Source organism: Pseudomonas sp. S2_C03 (assembly GCF_054668405.1).
This window is the reverse complement of record NZ_CP162766.1, coordinates 2,442,953-2,459,271: the sequence shown is the minus strand read 5'-3', so window position 1 is coordinate 2,459,271 and position 16,319 is coordinate 2,442,953. Positions and strand designations below refer to the sequence as shown.

Below are 16,319 nucleotides of genomic sequence, written 5' to 3'. Positions count from 1 at the left end.
CGCGGGACGTTGATGCAGGTCACTTAAATAACCGAATCACTGTCCGTGGCCTTCAAGTGTCGGCGACCGTCCTCCGCGCCTGCAACGGTCAATGCGTCGGCTTCTGCTTCGGTGATGTAAATACGCTGGCCGTTGACATCCACAGCCGACATCGCCTTGGCGCCGTCGGTGATGACCGTCACGTCGGAACACAGGCGAATTTCCTCGCCGTTGTCGGTGGTGAAAAAACAGGTCTGGTTTTCGATGCGAACAGTCATGGGGAGATCCTTTTTCGGCGGGTTCTACAGTGTTAGGGCTCGACGCGCCGTCATCGTTCTGTGCAACTGATTAATGGTCGGTGTGGTCCATCCCCTATCAAATCTTCACAAGGATTACGCCATGGATGCCTGGTGGCATGAAGTCTGGGTCACCCTGCAAGCGGAGTTCGCCGACATCGGCGATGCCGCGCAGCTGACACGCATTACCGTCAGATTGCTGATCGCTGCGCTGTTGGGCGCCATTCTTGGTTTCGAACGCGAACACAAAGGCAAAGCGGCCGGGGTTCGCACCCACATGCTGGTGGCGCTGGGCGCAGCGCTGTTTGTATTGGTTCCACAAACGGCCGGTGCCCAGGCCGACGCCATGAGTCGTGTGGTGCAGGGCGTCATCGCCGGTATCGGCTTTCTCGGCGCCGGTACCATCCTGAAAAACCAGGAAGGTGACGAAAGCCACGTCAAGGGCCTGACTACCGCTGCCGGTTTGTGGATGACCGCCGCCATCGGGGTTTCGGCGGGGTTGGGCAGAGAAGCGACGGCCGTGTTCAGCACGTTATTGGCACTGGCGGTGTTCAGCGTGATGCCGAGAATCGTGGCCAGGTTCGATAAAGACAAGGACGCTCCGTGACCCCATCGCGAGCAGGCTCGCTTGTATGTTTAGACTTGAAGGGGTGGGGTGGGACTACAGACTCGATTCTGACTCTGACCAGTACAGACCGTGGGAGACTTCTCCTCCCACCCCTTCTACCCAAAGCGCCGATAAGGAATTCATCGGTTAACCGACGATAGAGACAAGCCAGCGCAACGGTAGACCCCAACAAGCACCTAAACCCTAGCTCCGAGGATTTGTTATGACAATCCTTACTTCGCAAACGGTTGTCGGTATCGATGTCGCCAAGGCCGAGATCGTTGTCTACCGCGCTGATCAGCAAACCCTTGAATCCATTAAAAACGAGCGAGCAGCCCTCAAACGTTGGCTTAAAACGCTGCCAGCTCAAAGTGCCATAGCACTTGAAGCCACCAACATTTACCACTTGGACACGGTCGAGCTGGCTCACGAAATGGGCCACCAGGTCTACGTAGTGGATGCTTATCGTGTGAGCCATTACCGCCGTGGAGTCGGTCAAAGAGCCAAGAATGATCCCTGCGATGCACGCTTGCTGGCGCGTTACCTGGAGAGCGAACAAAGCAAATTGCGGATCTGGACCCCGCCGCCCAAAGCCTACAGCACACTGAAGAGCCTTCTTCACAGGCGGGCAACGCTGATCAAGAACCATACTGGGCTGATGTTGAGTTGGACCAGTGAACCTCTGTTGAAAAAGCTACAAACCGCTCAACAGAAGGCATTCAAGCAGGCAGATCAGGCTATCCAGAAACTGCTGCGCAAGGTCAGTAAGGAGGCAGGAATTGAGGAAAATATCGAGCGCTGCAAAGCCATAGAAGGCGTTGGAGAGCTAACTGCAACGGGGTTGGCGGCGACCTATATACGGGGAGATTTTGCGAACGGCGATGCATTCATCGCGTTTCTAGGGATGGACTTGGCGGTCGATGACTCCGGCAAGAAAAATGGGCTGCGATCCCTGACCAAAAAAGGGGATCCGGAGGTGCGTCGTTTGGCTTACAACGCGGCAATGGCGGCGTGTCGCTCGGCCAAATGGAAGCCGTTTTACGAGGCATATCTGGTCAGAGGCTTCTCGAAAACCCAGGCCTTGGTAGCTTTGGCCCGAAAGCTCTGCCGAGTGGCATTCGCCCTGATGAAAAATCAGAGCGAATACCTGTCAGCTTGAGAATTCAAGCTTGTCGGGCAACATAGAATCTCCCACACGGCTGACACCACCCCTGTAGGAGCGAGCTTGCTCGCGATGGTCGTGAACGATGACGCTGGCAGTCAGGTACCCCGGGCGCCTATGAGTCCATCGCGAGCAAGCTCGCTCCTACAGGGGGACTATGTGTCTTCGTGGAACGGCGATCATCATCCCGGCGCAACAATGACTGGCGGCATCGTCCTCGGTGGTTCTTCCACCGGTGGCGGCGTCGTGCCGGGTGGGTCTTTCTCGGGAATCGGCTGCGGATCGGTCGGGGGAATGGTCGGCTTATCGATGTTCGGATCGGGTGTTTCAGCCGGGATTGGAATACTCATGGTTCAAGCCTCCGGTGGCACATGGCGTGAGTCGTGCTTAAGTTGATTGACCGCCGGTGACGTGAATTGATTCCGCTGCAATTGGCCTGAACTTTTATCCGGGCGTGTCGCTCGGAACCTAAGTGAGTTCATTTCGGGGCTGACGCCTTCGCGTGAAGGCCGGTCCTGCACGAGAGCGTCCTTGGGGCGTACAGGAGATAGGCTCGATGACTGGTGAGAAACCGACAGAGCTGAGCTACAACGCTCATATGCCGCTGTCGCAGGCGTTGCTGATGCCGCGAATCGCGATTGAAGACACCATGCCGACGCTTGATGGCGGGCAGTTCGCCGTCAAGGCGGTGGTGGGCCGGGAGGTGGTGGTCACCAGCAAAGTGTTCGCCGACGGGCACGACAAGCTGGCGGTGCAAGTGCGCTGGCGGGCCGAGGGGGAGGAGATCTGGCAGCGCGAGTCGATGAAGGATATTGGCAACAACGGCTGGCGTGGCCAGTTCACGGTGCACACCCAGGGCCGTTATGTGTTCTGCATCGAAGCCTGGATCGATCAGTTCGCCAGCTTTTGTTACGAACTGCAAAAGAAGCACATGGCTGCCGTCCCTGTCAGTCTTGAATTGCAGGAAGGCCGCAATATGGTCCAGCACGCGGCCGAACGCGCCGATGGGCCGCTGAGCGAAGCGCTGGCGGCGTTGCACCATGAACTGGCAGGGTTGCTCGAAACCGAGCAGGTCGCCCTGTTCTTGCAGCCACGCAGCGCTGATCTCATGGCCCAGGCCGACCACCGTCCCTACCTGAGTTTCAGTCAAGAATTTCCGCTGGATGTCGAGCGTGAGCTCGCCGAGTTCGCCAGTTGGTACGAACTGTTTCCCCGCTCGATCACCGACGATCCTGCGCGTCACGGCACCTTCAATGATGTGCATTCCAGGCTTCCGATGATTCAGGACATGGGCTTCGATGTTCTGTATTTCCCGCCGATTCACCCCATCGGGCGCAGCTTCCGCAAGGGACCGAACAACTCCCTGACCGCTGGGCCGGACGATCCCGGCAGTCCTTATGCCATCGGCAGCCCGGAAGGTGGGCATGAGGCCATTCATCCGCAACTGGGCACCCGCGATGACTTTCGCCGATTGGTGGCCGCTGCTCGAGCGCATGGCCTGGAAATCGCCCTGGACTTCGCCATTCAGTGCTCCCAGGACCACCCTTGGCTGCAGCAACACCCGGGATGGTTCAACTGGCGGCCGGACGGCACCATCAAATACGCCGAGAACCCGCCCAAGAAATACCAGGACATCGTCAACGTCGACTTCTATGCCGCCGATGCAATCCCGAGCCTGTGGACCGAGTTGCGCGACATTGTGGTGGGCTGGGTCGAGGAGGGCGTCAAGATCTTCCGAGTCGACAACCCACACACCAAGCCCTTACCGTTTTGGCAGTGGCTGATTGCCGATGTCCGGGCGCTGCATCCTGAGGTGATTTTCCTCGCCGAGGCGTTCACCACGCCGGCAATGATGGCCCGTCTGGGCAAGGTCGGTTACTCGCAGAGCTACACCTATTTCACTTGGCGCAATACCAAACAGGAGCTGGTCACCTATTTTGCCGAGCTTAACCAGTCGCCGTGGCGCGAGTGCTACCGGCCGAATTTTTTCGTCAATACGCCGGACATCAACCCGGCGTTCCTGCACGAGTCCGGTCGGGCCGGTTTCCTCATCCGTGCCGCGCTGGCGACCATGGGGTCCGGCCTGTGGGGCATGTATTCGGGCTTTGAACTGTGCGAATCCGCGCCGGTGCCAGGGAAGGAGGAATACCTCGACTCCGAGAAGTACGAGATCCGCCCAAGGGACTTCAACGCGCCGGGCAACATCATCGCCGAGATTGCCCAACTCAACCGCATCCGTCGGCAGAACCCGGCCCTGCACACCCACCTCGGCCTGAGGATCTACAACGCCTGGAACGACAACATCCTGTATTTCGGTAAGCGCAGCGCCGACGGCAGCAACTTTATCCTGGTAGCGGTCAGCCTCGATCCGCATAACGTCCAGGAGGCCAATTTCGAATTGCCGCTCTGGGAAATGGGCCTGGCCGATGACGCCAGCACCCAGGGTGAGGATTTGATGAATGGCCACCGCTGGACCTGGCACGGCAAGTATCAGTTCATGCGCATTGACCCGGCGTATCAACCGTTTGGTATCTGGCGGATCACGGTCTAGATAAGGTCGCGGCGTTTCTCGGATTCAGCAGGAGTTTCACATGGCGAAGAAACCCAAGGCAGCCACGTTCATCAAGGACCCCCTTTGGTACAAGGACGCGGTGATCTATCAGGTTCACGTTAAATCCTTTTTTGACTCCAATAACGACGGCATCGGCGATTTTCCTGGCTTGATCGCCAAGCTTGATTACATCGCCGAGCTCGGCGTCAACACCATCTGGTTGCTGCCGTTCTACCCGTCGCCGCGCCGTGATGATGGCTATGACATCGCCGAATACCGCGGTGTGCATCCGGACTACGGCACGCTGGCCGATGCTCGGCGCTTCATCGCCGAAGCGCACAAACGCGGCCTGCGGGTGATCACCGAACTGGTCATCAACCACACGTCCGACCAGCATCCCTGGTTCCAGCGCGCTCGCAAGGCCAAGCCGGGTTCGGCCGCTCGGGATTTTTACGTGTGGTCCGATGACGATGGCAAATACGACGGTACGCGGATCATCTTTCTCGATACCGAGAAATCCAATTGGACCTGGGACCCGGTCGCCGGCCAATACTTCTGGCACCGTTTCTATTCCCATCAGCCGGACCTGAACTTTGATAACCCGCAGGTGATGAAAGCCGTGCTGTCGGTGATGCGCTACTGGCTCGACATGGGTATCGATGGTCTGCGGCTTGACGCCATTCCCTATCTGATCGAACGGGACGGCACCAACAACGAGAATCTGCCCGAGACCCACGACGTCCTCAAACAGATCCGCGCCGAGATCGATGCCAACTACCCTGACCGCATGCTGTTGGCCGAAGCCAATCAATGGCCGGAAGACACTCAACTCTACTTCGGCGACACCGACAAAAACGGCCTCAATGGCGACGAATGCCACATGGCGTTCCACTTTCCGCTGATGCCGCGCATGTACATGGCGCTGGCCCAGGAAGATCGCTTCCCGATCACCGATATCCTGCGCCAGACCCCGGAAATCCCCGCCAACTGCCAGTGGGCGATCTTCCTGCGCAATCACGATGAGCTGACCCTTGAGATGGTCACCGACAAGGAACGTGACTATCTGTGGAATTACTACGCGGCTGACCGGCGCGCGCGGATCAACCTGGGAATTCGCCGCCGCCTCGCGCCGTTGATGGAGCGAGACCGCCGACGTGTTGAACTGCTAAACAGCCTGCTGCTGTCGATGCCCGGCACGCCGACCCTGTATTACGGCGATGAAATCGGCATGGGTGACAACATCTACCTCGGTGACCGCGATGGCGTGCGTACTCCGATGCAGTGGTCAATTGACCGCAACGGCGGTTTCTCCAGAGCCGATCCGGCCAGCCTGGTGCTACCTCCGATCATGGACCCGCAATACGGTTACCTGTCGGTCAACGTCGAGACCCAGGCCGGCGATCCGCATTCGATGTTGAATTGGACGCGGCGCATGCTCGCGGTGCGCAAGCAGTCGAAAGCGTTCGGGCGCGGCACCCTGAAAATGCTCTCGCCGAGCAACCGGCGGATCCTGGCGTATACCCGTGAGTACACGGCAGACGATGGCAAGCAGGAAATCATCCTGTGCGTGGCCAACGTGTCGCGCAGCGCCCAGGCGGCAGAGTTGGACCTGTCGGCGTACGTGGGCATGGTGCCGGTGGAAATGCTCGGGGGTAATGCTTTTCCGCCCATCGGCCAACTCAATTTTCTCCTGACCCTGGCGCCTTATGGCTTCTATTGGTTCGGACTCGCATTGGAGAATCAAATGCCTTCCTGGCACGTCGAACCGGCGCAAAGCCTGCCGGACTTCACCACTCTGGTGCTGAAAAAACGCATGGAAGAACTGCTCGATACGCCGTCACGCGCGACGCTGGAGCAGGGCATCCTGCCGAGCTGGTTGCAGAACCGACGCTGGTTTGCCGGCAAAGATGCCGCCATCGACAAGGTGAACCTCGCCTATGGCGTGCGTTTCGGGGATGCGCAGCATCCGGTGCTGCTCAGCGAAATTGAAGTCACCAGCGGCGGGCAGACCAACCGCTATCAACTGCCATTCGGCTTCATCGCCGACGATCAGCTAGGCCCGGCGTTGCCTCAGCAGTTGGCGTTGTCGCGAGTGCGGCGAGGGCCGCAGGTGGGGTTGATCACCGACGCGTTCACCCTGGAAAACTTCATCCGCACCGTGCTCGCCAGCATGCAAGACAACAAGGTATTGCCTTGCAATGACGGTGAAATACGCTTCGAGCCGACCTCTGAACTTGCCAGACTGGGACTTACGAATGAGTCCGAGGTGCGTTATCTGTCGGCGGAGCAGTCCAACAGCTCAGTGGTGATTGGCAATAGCCTGGTGCTCAAGCTGATCCGCAAAGTCGCCTCGGGCGTGCACCCGGAACTGGAGATGAGCGCCTATCTGACAGAGGCGGGCTTTGCCAATATTTCGCCGCTGCTGGGCTCCGTGGTGCGTCGCGACGAGAAGGGCGAAGACAATCTGCTGATGATTGCGCAGGGCTACCTCAGTAATCAGGGCGATGCGTGGGAGTGGACCCAAAACAACCTGGAGCGGGCGCTGCGTGACGAGCTGGCCGGCGCCATGTCCGAGCAGGAGCAGCATTACAACGCGCTCGGTGAGCTGCGCGATTTCGCCGGCATGCTGGGTCAACGCCTGGGAGAGATGCATCAGGTGCTGGCGGCGCCCACTGACAATACGGATTTTGCCCCGCAGATCACCACGGCCAAGGACGCCCAGGCCTCTGCCAAGGACGTCGCCGCGCAAGTGGAGCGCGCGTTGGTATTGCTCAAGCAGCATCAAAATGAACTGAACCCTGAGGACCAGTCACTGGTCAGTCATCTGCTGGACAACAGGAAGGCCATCCTTGCGCATGTACAGGCACTGGGAAAACAGGCTGCGGGAGGCTTGCGCATCCGTGTACACGGCGACCTGCACCTGGGGCAAGTGCTGGTGATCAAGGGCGATGCTTATCTGATCGATTTCGAAGGCGAGCCGGCACGGCCATTGGTCGAGCGGCGCGGCAAGCACAGCCCGTACAAGGATGTGAGCGGCGTGCTGCGCTCCTTCGATTACGCGGCGGCGATGGCGATCAACGTGCACAACGTCGACAACACCGAACAGGCCCAGGCTGCACGGCAGCGAGTGGCCGAGCGTTACCTGAATGAAGCCAGGCAGGCATTTATCGACGCTTATCGGCTGGCAGCAGCTAGTCTGGGACATGCGTGGCAAGATCCGGGAGGCGAGGACGCCGCGCTGGCGTTGTTCGGTCTGGAAAAGGCGGCGTACGAGGTGGCCTACGAGGCAGAAAATCGACCTACCTGGTTGCCGGTGCCATTGCACGGTTTGTATGGATTATTGAATGGGCTTAAACCCTTTTCCGATCTTGGTGGAGAGTAGTCATGAGTTTCTCGAACAAGGAACAGGGGCACGCCACTAGGGCGTCATTGCCAGGATCGCGGGAGATCGACGCTTTGGTGCGCGCCGAACACCAGGATCCTTTTTCCATTCTCGGCCCCCACGGCGACGGTGCCGGCGGTCAATTCATCCGGGCTTATCTGCCCGACGCCTTGAGTGTTCAGGTGTTGAGCAAGGAGACCGGCGAAGAGCTGGGCGCACTCCAGGCCACTGACCGGCCCGGGCTTTTTGTCGGGCATTTCGAACGGGCACAACCGTACCTGTTGCGGATACGCTGGGCCGGTGGTGAACAGGTGACAGAAGATCCTTACAGCTTCGGCGAACTGCTGGGCGAGATGGACTTGTACCTGTTCGCCGAAGGCAATCACCGCGACCTCAGTGCCTGCCTTGGCGCGCAACTGAAGAATGTCGAAGGCGTTGATGGCGTGCGTTTCGCCGTATGGGCGCCCAATGCCAAGCGGGTTTCGGTGGTCGGCGACTTCAACAACTGGGACGGACGTCGCCACCCCATGCGTCTGCGTCATCCCACGGGTGTCTGGGAGTTGTTCATTCCACGCCTGGGGGCCGGTGAAGCCTACAAATACGAAATCCTTGGGGCTCATGGCATCCTGCCACTCAAGGCTGACCCGATGGCCCTTGCCACTACCTTGCCACCGGACACGGCGTCGAAAGTGGCGGCGCCCCTGAAGATCGACTGGCAGGATCAGCAATGGATGCAGGCACGGGTGGAGCGCTCGCGCCCCAGCGCCCCCCTGTCGATCTACGAGTTGCACGCCGGTTCCTGGCAATGCGAGCTGGATGAGGCGGGCGAGGTGTCTCGCCAATACAGTTGGCGTGAGCTGGGTGAACGGCTGATCCCGTACGTCAAGGAGCTGGGTTTTACCCATATCGAGCTGATGCCGATCATGGAACACCCATTTGGTGGTTCGTGGGGTTACCAGTTGCTCTCACAATTTGCCCCGAGCGCTCGCTACGGCACCGCGGATGAATTCGCCGAATTCGTCAATGCCTGCCACCTGGCTGACATTGGCGTGATCCTGGATTGGGTGCCGGCGCATTTTCCCACCGATACCCATGGCATGGCCCAGTTCGACGGCACCGCGCTGTACGAATACGGTAATCCGCAGGAAGGCTTCCACCAGGATTGGGACACGCTGATCTACAACCTGGGCCGCACCGAAGTGCACGGCTACATGCTGGCCTCGGCGCTGCACTGGCTCAAGCATTTCCATGTCGACGGCCTGCGCGTCGATGCAGTGGCGTCGATGCTTTACCGCGACTATTCACGCAAGGCGGGTGAGTGGGTGCCTAACCGTCACGGCGGTCGCGAGAACCTGGAGGCGATCGATTTCCTGCGTCACCTCAACGACGTGGTCAACATCGAAGCGCCTGGTGCGCTGGTCATTGCCGAAGAGTCGACAGCGTGGCCCGGCGTCAGTCAGACCACACAGCAGGGTGGCCTGGGCTTTGACTACAAATGGAACATGGGCTGGATGCATGACTCGCTGCATTACATCCAGCAGGACCCGGTCTACCGCGCCCATCATCACAATGAGCTGAGTTTCGGCCTGGTGTACGCTTGGTCAGAACGCTTCATCCTGCCGATTTCCCACGACGAGGTGGTTCACGGCAAGCACTCGCTGATCGACAAGATGCCCGGCGACCGCTGGCAAAAGTTCGCCAACCTGCGCGCCTACCTCAGCTTCATGTGGGCGCATCCGGGCAAGAAGCTGTTGTTCATGGGCTGCGAGTTCGGCCAGTGGCGCGAGTGGAACCATGACCAGCAACTGGATTGGTATCTGCTGCAATATTCGGAACACCAAGGCGTGCAGAAGCTGGTGGGTGACCTCAATCAGCTGTATCGCACGGAACCTGCGCTGCACGATCAGGACGACGTACCGCAGGGTTTCCAGTGGCTGATTGGTGACGACGCGATCAACAGCGTCTACGCCTTCCTGCGCTGGAGCAAGGACGGGCGGCCTGTACTGGTCGTTGCCAACTTCACCCCGGTGCCGCGTGCGGAATACCGCATTGGTGTGCCAATTGCCGGGCGTTGGAATGAGGTGATCAACAGCGATTCCTCGACCTATGCCGGTTCGAATTACGGCAACGGTGGCGGGGCATCGACCGAAGAAGAACCGAGCCATGGGCAAGCCTTGTCCCTGGTGCTGAACTTGCCGCCGCTGGCGGTGTTGATCCTGCGACCGGAGGGTTGAGTCGATCACGTCGCGAGCAAGCTCGCTGTAGGAGCGAGCATGCTCGCGATGGTGGCCCAGGCACCGCAGGGCGTCAGGTGCCCAGCGTCATCGTTGGCGACCATCGCGAGTAAACTCGCTCCTACAGGGGAATGCGGACAACTGTAGGAGCGAGCTTGCTCGCGATGGTGGTGCGGACACTGCGGGGTATCAGGACACCAGCGTTATCGTTGACGTCTATCGCGAGCGTGCTCGCTCCTACAGTTTGTCCGCATAGGCAATGGTCCCTCACCACCGCATCCGCACCCCCAAACTGCCAATCAACCCATTCAAGTCATTGTCATCGACATCACTGCTGTAGTCGGCGCTGACGTACAGGCTCACGACCGGCGTGACCCGCGCCACCAGGCCCAATCCCACTTCGACTGTGGACGATTTGCGGCTGCTGCTGATCTTGTCGACCTGATCCAGGCTGACGGTATTGCCGGTGTACACGGTGTGCCAGACGTTGGTGCGCACGTAGGGTTCGAATCCGAGGCCGTTGATGTCGTAGCTCCCTTTCAATCGGGCACCCACCCGGCCGCTCCAGGACGTCATATCGCTGGACGAGGCGTTACCCGACCCCGCGTAGGGTGTGTCCAGAGTGATGCGCTGGTTGATCAACTGCGCTTGCGGTTCGACTACCCAGTTTTCACTCAGGCCAATCGGAAAACCACCTTCAACCGAGAGAGTCACTGCACTGCCTTCTGTTGCCTGTCGCGCCCCTTGCTGGTTGCGGGTGAAGCCGTTGACGCGGCCACCACTCGCGGTCAAATCAACGTGCCAACCCTGGGGCCCGGTCAGGCTCCAGTAGGCGCCGAGGCTCTGGCCTTGCAGGTTCAGTGTGTCAGCGTTGGGATCGGACAGGGCGCGATTGGTCAGCGGGCCGTTGCCATTGCCCAGAATCTGGTTCAGGCCACCGATCAGGCCGACCTGCTGGACGTGGCCGCTGCCGCTTTGCAAGGTCACAATCGCCGGGCCCTTGTGAGCGTTGCTGCCGGACAGACTGCTCCCCTGGGACTCATAGTCCGTCTGGGCCTGGCGGGATGCCTGCCCGTAGAGTTGATCCCAGGCCGAGGGTGAGGCGTCTTGAGTGGTCAGGCCGGAACTTCGCGTATCGGACGCGGCGCTGAAATGGCCGGGATAGCTCATCGCGACCGAGGGCAAACTGAGTACACGGACCTGCTGGTCGTACCAGGGAGTTGTCTCTTCCTCGGCAGGTGAAGCCTGCACTTCCATGGAGGAACACAGCAGGAGTGAACTCGAAACTGTGCAGAAAGTGACTTTAATCTCTTGTTGGGTGAATGAAGTTTTCATGGAGGTCTACCTTGCAATCGCATGGGGTATCTCGCTGTGGCGTCTCTCCTACCCCGAACGAGGGGCGACCGAATGGAATGGGGCAAGCCGCTGGCCGCCCGTGTTCACGGGTGTCTGGTGGGGTGCCCCTGAGGTTACTTCGGGGGTAGTACGTGAAGCTAAAGAAGACCGCTGTGTGTGCGTCAAGAAAATGGCCGATAAGTGGTATGTGATTTTTAGCGATTGCAACTGGCTGATTTATATCCTTGACCTAAGTTCATGTTTGTCGGGAAAACCGTCGTGACTTCCGCAGGCTAGAGGGGTTCGCCCAGCAACCTGGGCGTTCACCAACTGACCCTCACACCCAGGTTCGCTTGAGTTGCACGCTGCTGATTACTGTCAATATTGCTGCTGTAGTCGGTGCTGGCGTAGACACTCACGGCCGAGGACAGGCTCACTACGACCCCAACGCCGAGATCCAGCGATGATGATCGCTGCTCGCTGGTGATTTCATCGGTGCCGGCGAAGGTCACCGAGTCCTCGCCTTCGAGGGTGTGCCACAGGTTGGCACGCAAGTAGGGCTCCACTGGCCGGCCACTGAGTTCGTAAGCGCCTTTCAAGCGCGCACCGACACGCCCCGTCCAGGCACTGTCGGAGTCAAATGAGACACGTGACACACCGTCGTCCTGGCTGTCGAGGCTGACCTTCTGGTAGATCGCTTGCACCTGGGGTTCGACCACCCATCTGTCGCTGACTGAAATCGGATAGCCAACTTCGGCTGACAGGGTGGTGACATGGCCTTTATTGTCGATCTTCAGACCGCGATCAGACTGGTTGTCACCGTCCAGGCGGGTGTACATGGCCACGGTGTCCAGGTACGCGCCAGCGTTGTCGATCAGTGTCCAATAAAGACCAACGCTGTCGGCCCTGATGTCCACTTCGCCTGCGTGCTTGCCTTCGAAGCCGCCATTGAAACCGTCGACATCGCCGCGCAGGCGGCTGTGGCCGACGAAAAACCCTGCGCGCTGAGTCTGGCCGCTGTCCAGTTGGGAGGCGAACACGTCTGTGCCGGCCTGGAAACCATAGACTGAGCCATCGAGGCGGGGCGTGACGGTCCCGGCCCAGGTCTGGTCGAAATTGTTGCCGTAGACTCGGCCCCAGCCGGCACTGAGGAGGCCGGTCTGGTTGAGCAGGCGCTGGTCACCCTGGCGATCATGGAAGGTACCCAGTGCGTCGATGGCCAACTTTGCGGACGCCGGCGGCATGACCGACCACACCGGGACTTCCGGTCTGTAGGTCGGGATGGGCGCGGCACCTGGCTGCACCGTAGGTAACACGGGAACGACGCCGGCCACTGCGGCGACGACCGGAATCGGTACCACCGGCTCGACGGTGGGTGGCAGCGTCGGGTCGGCATTGGGCACGACGACGACCGGCGGGGCAACCACGGCGGAGCGCAAGTACCAGCTGTTCTCGCTACCGCGAGTAATCCCCCCCTTGAACAGGTTGTAATCGTAGGCGCCAGCCGACACCGGGGCCTTGAGCGAAAACGCGCCGTTGGCGCTGATGGCCGTCCCTTGTGCCTCGACCACCTGGATACCGTTTTGAAGGGTCAGCCCGCCAGCGCCACCCACATTGTTGGCCGTGATCAGGGTGTTACCGGTCAGAGTGCCGTTGTTGACCACCAGTTTGTCGCTGGGGGAGACGTCGTCACCCAACGCACTTTGCAGCCATAACTGACCGCCTTTGCCAGCATAGTCGCCCTGGACCGTCAGGCTGTCACGGGTGCGGGTGTTGCCCAGCGTCAGATCGATTACGCCACTGTTGTTCAGCGTGGCCGCCAACCCCGGCGTGAACGGTGCAATACCGCCGGAAACCGAGGTGAGCACGCTGCTGCCGTCAACATTGAACACGCCGGTGCCGGTGCTACTGTCGCCCAGGGCCACGATGCCATCCAGGTCGAAGCGCGAATTGTTGGTCAGGTTGAGCGTCTCCCAATTGGCGTAACGGCTGGCGCCGGAGGAGGTGGTCTGGTCGAACGTCAGTTGGTCGTTACCGGCGCCTCCATCGACATTCGGGGTGGTGGCCAGAAGGCTCTCGGTCAAATTGCGCAAGGTTGCACGATCATTGCCCACATCCATCAGGATCGCCGAGCGGATGATCCCGCCACCGGCCCACATCAGGGTGTCATCGCCTGCGCTGGCACGGATTTCACCGACGATCTCCCCCCCGGTCACGGTGATGCTGTCGTTGCCGCCGCTGACGCTGACATTGCCCCCGATTTTCCCTCCGGAAACGACGATGGTGTCCCGGCCGAAACCGGTGACCAGGTTGCCCAGGATGGTGCCGCCCAGTAGCTCGAAAATGTTGTCATCGAGTTTCATGTCGACCCGGCCGATGGTGCCGCCAGTCATCCTGGCTTCGTCGCCATCTTCGAAGGCGCCGGTGATCGTGCCGGCGGTCATCAGGAAGCTGTCATGGCTGTCGCCTTGGGACAAAGCGCCGATCGTTCCGCCATTCATGATGAAACTGTCCACGCCACTGCCTTGGGTGACCGCGCCAGTGATGGTGCCGCCCGCGATGGTCACGGTGTTGGTGCCGTCACCGACATTCAGCACACCGTTGATAAGGCCGGAGTTCATGATCACCGTGTCGGCGCCTGCGCCGAAGGTCACGCCATTGATCGAGCCCGTGCCGTTGGCAGGAAACGTCAGGGTGTTGTTGCCCGAAGTATCGGTCAACGGGCCACTGGTGCCGCTGTCGCAGGTGTAGTTGTCGTTACCGGCCGTAGGCGCCAGCGTGCAAGCCGCTGACGTCATCCGGGACTCGCCGGCACACAGCAACACAGTGAGAACGCAGGCTGAATAGCGGCACGCAGGCCGTAGCGTCGATAGGGTCATCATCGTCTCCACGCATCGGTATGCGCCTGATCCCGCCACTCCTCCGGGGAGTCGCGTCGTTTCAGGCGCCCATGGCAGCGCGAATTGACGACAAATGCAGCACCCTGCTGAAAACCCTGGCAATACTTGCGCTACGATCCCGTCCGTTCGAGCCATCGATACGGACGACTGCACCGTAGCAACAGATTCGACCGCCGGCTACTGTCATAAATAACAGGTCGAGGCACTTTTTTTGGAGAGAGCCGCCCGGCGATAACGCGTTACAAATGCACTTCGACCGCCAGCGGCAGGTGGTCGGAGAGGTGTGTCCACGGCTTGTTGCCCAATATCCGCGGCTCGTGACTGCTGGCATTGCGCAGGTAGATTCGGTCCAGGCGCAGCAGGGGGAACCGCGCCGGGTAGGTTTTGGCGGGGCGCCCATGGTGGCGCTCGAAGGCTTCGTGCAGATAGTCCCGGCGGGCCAAGGCAGCATTGCCTTGCAACTGCCAATCATTGAAGTCACCGGCAACGATCACCGGAGCCTGCTCGGGCAGGGACTCCAGCAACTGGCACAGCAGCTCCAACTGCAACTGGCGGTGGCTTTCCAGCAGGCTCAGGTGCACACAGATGGCATGAACCTCGGTGTGGCCCGGTACATCGAGAACGCAATGCAGCAGCCCACGGCGTTCGGGGCCGGTGATCGACACATCGAGGTTGCGGTATTCGCGAATCGGGTACTTCGACAGCAATGCATTGCCGTGGTGGCCGTTGGGGTAGACCGCATTACGGCCGTAGGCGAAATCGCTCCACATACTGTCGGCGAGGAATTCGTACTGAGAGGTTTGCGGCCAATCGTTGAACCGCGAGGAATGGCGCTCGTGTTCGCCCACCACTTCCTGCAGAAACACCAGGTCGGCTGACGTGCTGCGTACCGCCTCACGCAATTCCGGGAGGATGAAACGCCGGTTGAATGCGGTGAACCCCTTGTGGGTGTTGACCGTCAGCACTCTGAGTCGATGAACCACCGGGGGCGTGTTCAAAGACGCCGGTTCGACTGACTGCGGCTTGGAATCACTGGTCACTTTCGCTCCTGAATCAGGGTTGCCTATGCATGCGACTGACGCGCGGGCAGGCAGTTCACTTCACATGCGCGCTCAAACGAAGACGATTTCATACGGCAGGCGCATACGCTCCAACAGCACCGGCGGCAGCATCGGCGGCAGGCCGACCGCGGGCTCGCCGTCGAGCTGGCTGGCGTAGGCGTGGGTCGCGTGGCTTTTGCGCGCCACCGTCCAGGTATCCAGCCGAAGTTTGCGCGCACGATGCCAGGGAAACAGGCCGCTTTCGCGTGTAGGCCAGTGCCAGGCCCAGACCGGCACTTCATTGAATGCAGCGCCCACCTGTGCGGTGGCGCGGGCGCTGGCGCGGCCCACCGCATCATGATCGACATTGCCATCTTCACGCCAGGTGCTGAACACCACGTCGCCCGGGCGCAGGTAACGGGCGATGAACTCGCTCAACTGCTGCTCGCGTTCAGCCAAGGCATTGTCGGTAAACCCGCCGCGAATCCATTTGAGGCTATGCATCGGCAAGCCAAGCCGGCGCAGGGCTTCGACACTTTCCTGCGGGCGGAACACGCTCAGGCGTCTTTCCGACCATTGCTGCGAGCCGGGATGACTGGCGCTGCCGTCGGTGATCGAGATCAGTTGCAGTGGATGACCCAAGGTGCTGAGCAATTGCAGGAGTCCACCACAGGTGACCACTTCATCGCCGGGGTGCGGGGCGATCACTACGGCGCGCGCGCCAGGTGGAACCAGGGTGTGAGTGTTGATGACCGGAACATTTTCCAGCTGGGGCGCGGTGTTCCAGATCTGGGCTGACAGGCTACCGTCGAGGAGGGAGAGAGGATTCATCA

The 16,319-nt window shown here is 60.1% G+C and carries 11 protein-coding genes; 5 read left to right on the top strand and 6 right to left on the bottom strand.

Annotated elements, in window-relative coordinates; genetic code table 11:
- Nucleotides 1–23: 23 nt before the first annotated feature.
- Nucleotides 24–257: a DUF3203 family protein gene (locus tag AB4N64_RS11110; RefSeq protein ID WP_460125382.1), complete on the bottom strand. Its 234-nt coding sequence runs from the start codon at nt 255–257 to the stop codon at nt 24–26.
- A 121-nt stretch (nt 258–378) separates the two neighbouring features.
- Between AB4N64_RS11110 and AB4N64_RS11105 the strand changes: the two genes are divergently transcribed.
- Together AB4N64_RS11105 and AB4N64_RS11100 are read left to right on the top strand one after the other, a co-directional pair.
- Complete coding sequence (locus AB4N64_RS11105; protein WP_460125379.1) at nt 379–882, top strand: MgtC/SapB family protein; 504 nt, start codon at nt 379–381, stop codon at nt 880–882.
- A gap of 223 nt (nt 883–1,105) precedes the next feature.
- Nucleotides 1,106–2,041: an IS110 family transposase gene (locus tag AB4N64_RS11100; protein ID WP_460121494.1), complete on the top strand. Its 936-nt coding sequence runs from the start codon at nt 1,106–1,108 to the stop codon at nt 2,039–2,041.
- A 185-nt stretch (nt 2,042–2,226) separates the two neighbouring features.
- Here AB4N64_RS11100 and AB4N64_RS11095 read toward each other — a convergent pair whose 3' ends face one another.
- Entirely contained in the window at nt 2,227–2,394 is a 168-nt protein-coding gene (locus tag AB4N64_RS11095) for a hypothetical protein (RefSeq protein ID WP_460125376.1), read from the bottom strand.
- Nucleotides 2,395–2,600: 206 nt separating this feature from the next.
- Between AB4N64_RS11095 and AB4N64_RS11090 the strand changes: the two genes are divergently transcribed.
- From AB4N64_RS11090 to glgB, 3 genes are read left to right on the top strand one after another with little or no spacing between them, the layout of a single operon-like run.
- Entirely contained in the window at nt 2,601–4,595 is a 1,995-nt protein-coding gene (locus AB4N64_RS11090) for an alpha-1,4-glucan--maltose-1-phosphate maltosyltransferase (protein ID WP_460125373.1), read from the top strand.
- 40 nt (nt 4,596–4,635) lie between these two features.
- The gene (treS, locus tag AB4N64_RS11085; RefSeq protein ID WP_460125370.1) at nt 4,636–7,977 is read left to right on the top strand and encodes a maltose alpha-D-glucosyltransferase; all 3,342 of its coding nucleotides are present in this window, start codon (nt 4,636–4,638) and stop codon (nt 7,975–7,977) included.
- Between the two features lie 2 nt (nt 7,978–7,979).
- Nucleotides 7,980–10,211 carry a 1,4-alpha-glucan branching protein GlgB gene (gene glgB, locus AB4N64_RS11080; RefSeq protein ID WP_460125367.1) on the top strand — a complete coding sequence of 744 codons (2,232 nt, stop codon included), beginning with the start codon at nt 7,980–7,982 and terminating at the stop codon, nt 10,209–10,211.
- A gap of 267 nt (nt 10,212–10,478) precedes the next feature.
- Here glgB and AB4N64_RS11075 read toward each other — a convergent pair whose 3' ends face one another.
- The 4 genes from AB4N64_RS11075 to AB4N64_RS11060 all read right to left on the bottom strand — a co-directional run bounded on the left by AB4N64_RS11075 (nt 10,479) and on the right by AB4N64_RS11060 (nt 16,317).
- Complete coding sequence (locus tag AB4N64_RS11075) at nt 10,479–11,546, bottom strand: autotransporter domain-containing protein (protein ID WP_460125364.1); 1,068 nt, start codon at nt 11,544–11,546, stop codon at nt 10,479–10,481.
- 323 nt (nt 11,547–11,869) lie between these two features.
- A complete protein-coding gene (locus AB4N64_RS11070; protein WP_460125362.1) occupies nt 11,870–14,425 on the bottom strand; it encodes an autotransporter family protein in 2,556 nt (851 codons plus the stop codon).
- 260 nt (nt 14,426–14,685) lie between these two features.
- Nucleotides 14,686–15,486: an endonuclease/exonuclease/phosphatase family protein gene (locus tag AB4N64_RS11065; protein ID WP_460125359.1), complete on the bottom strand. Its 801-nt coding sequence runs from the start codon at nt 15,484–15,486 to the stop codon at nt 14,686–14,688.
- A 72-nt stretch (nt 15,487–15,558) separates the two neighbouring features.
- Nucleotides 15,559–16,317, bottom strand: coding sequence for a PIG-L deacetylase family protein (locus tag AB4N64_RS11060; protein ID WP_460125356.1), 759 nt, complete (start codon nt 16,315–16,317; stop codon nt 15,559–15,561).
- Nucleotides 16,318–16,319 lie beyond the last annotated feature (2 nt).

Bases quoted from the DNA above. Each gene is read 5' to 3' on its own strand.
- AB4N64_RS11075 (WP_460125364.1), bottom strand. From the start codon at position 11,546: ATGAAAACTTCATTCACCCAACAAGAGATTAAAGTCACTTTCTGCACA.
- glgB (WP_460125367.1), top strand. From the start codon at position 7,980: ATGAGTTTCTCGAACAAGGAACAGGGGCACGCCACTAGGGCGTCATTG.
- AB4N64_RS11100 (WP_460121494.1), top strand. From the start codon at position 1,106: ATGACAATCCTTACTTCGCAAACGGTTGTCGGTATCGATGTCGCCAAG.
- treS (WP_460125370.1), top strand. From the start codon at position 4,636: ATGGCGAAGAAACCCAAGGCAGCCACGTTCATCAAGGACCCCCTTTGG.
- AB4N64_RS11095 (WP_460125376.1), bottom strand. From the start codon at position 2,394: ATGAGTATTCCAATCCCGGCTGAAACACCCGATCCGAACATCGATAAG.
- AB4N64_RS11070 (WP_460125362.1), bottom strand. From the start codon at position 14,425: ATGACCCTATCGACGCTACGGCCTGCGTGCCGCTATTCAGCCTGCGTT.
- AB4N64_RS11090 (WP_460125373.1), top strand. From the start codon at position 2,601: ATGACTGGTGAGAAACCGACAGAGCTGAGCTACAACGCTCATATGCCG.
- AB4N64_RS11105 (WP_460125379.1), top strand. From the start codon at position 379: ATGGATGCCTGGTGGCATGAAGTCTGGGTCACCCTGCAAGCGGAGTTC.
- AB4N64_RS11110 (WP_460125382.1), bottom strand. From the start codon at position 257: ATGACTGTTCGCATCGAAAACCAGACCTGTTTTTTCACCACCGACAAC.
- AB4N64_RS11060 (WP_460125356.1), bottom strand. From the start codon at position 16,317: ATGAATCCTCTCTCCCTCCTCGACGGTAGCCTGTCAGCCCAGATCTGG.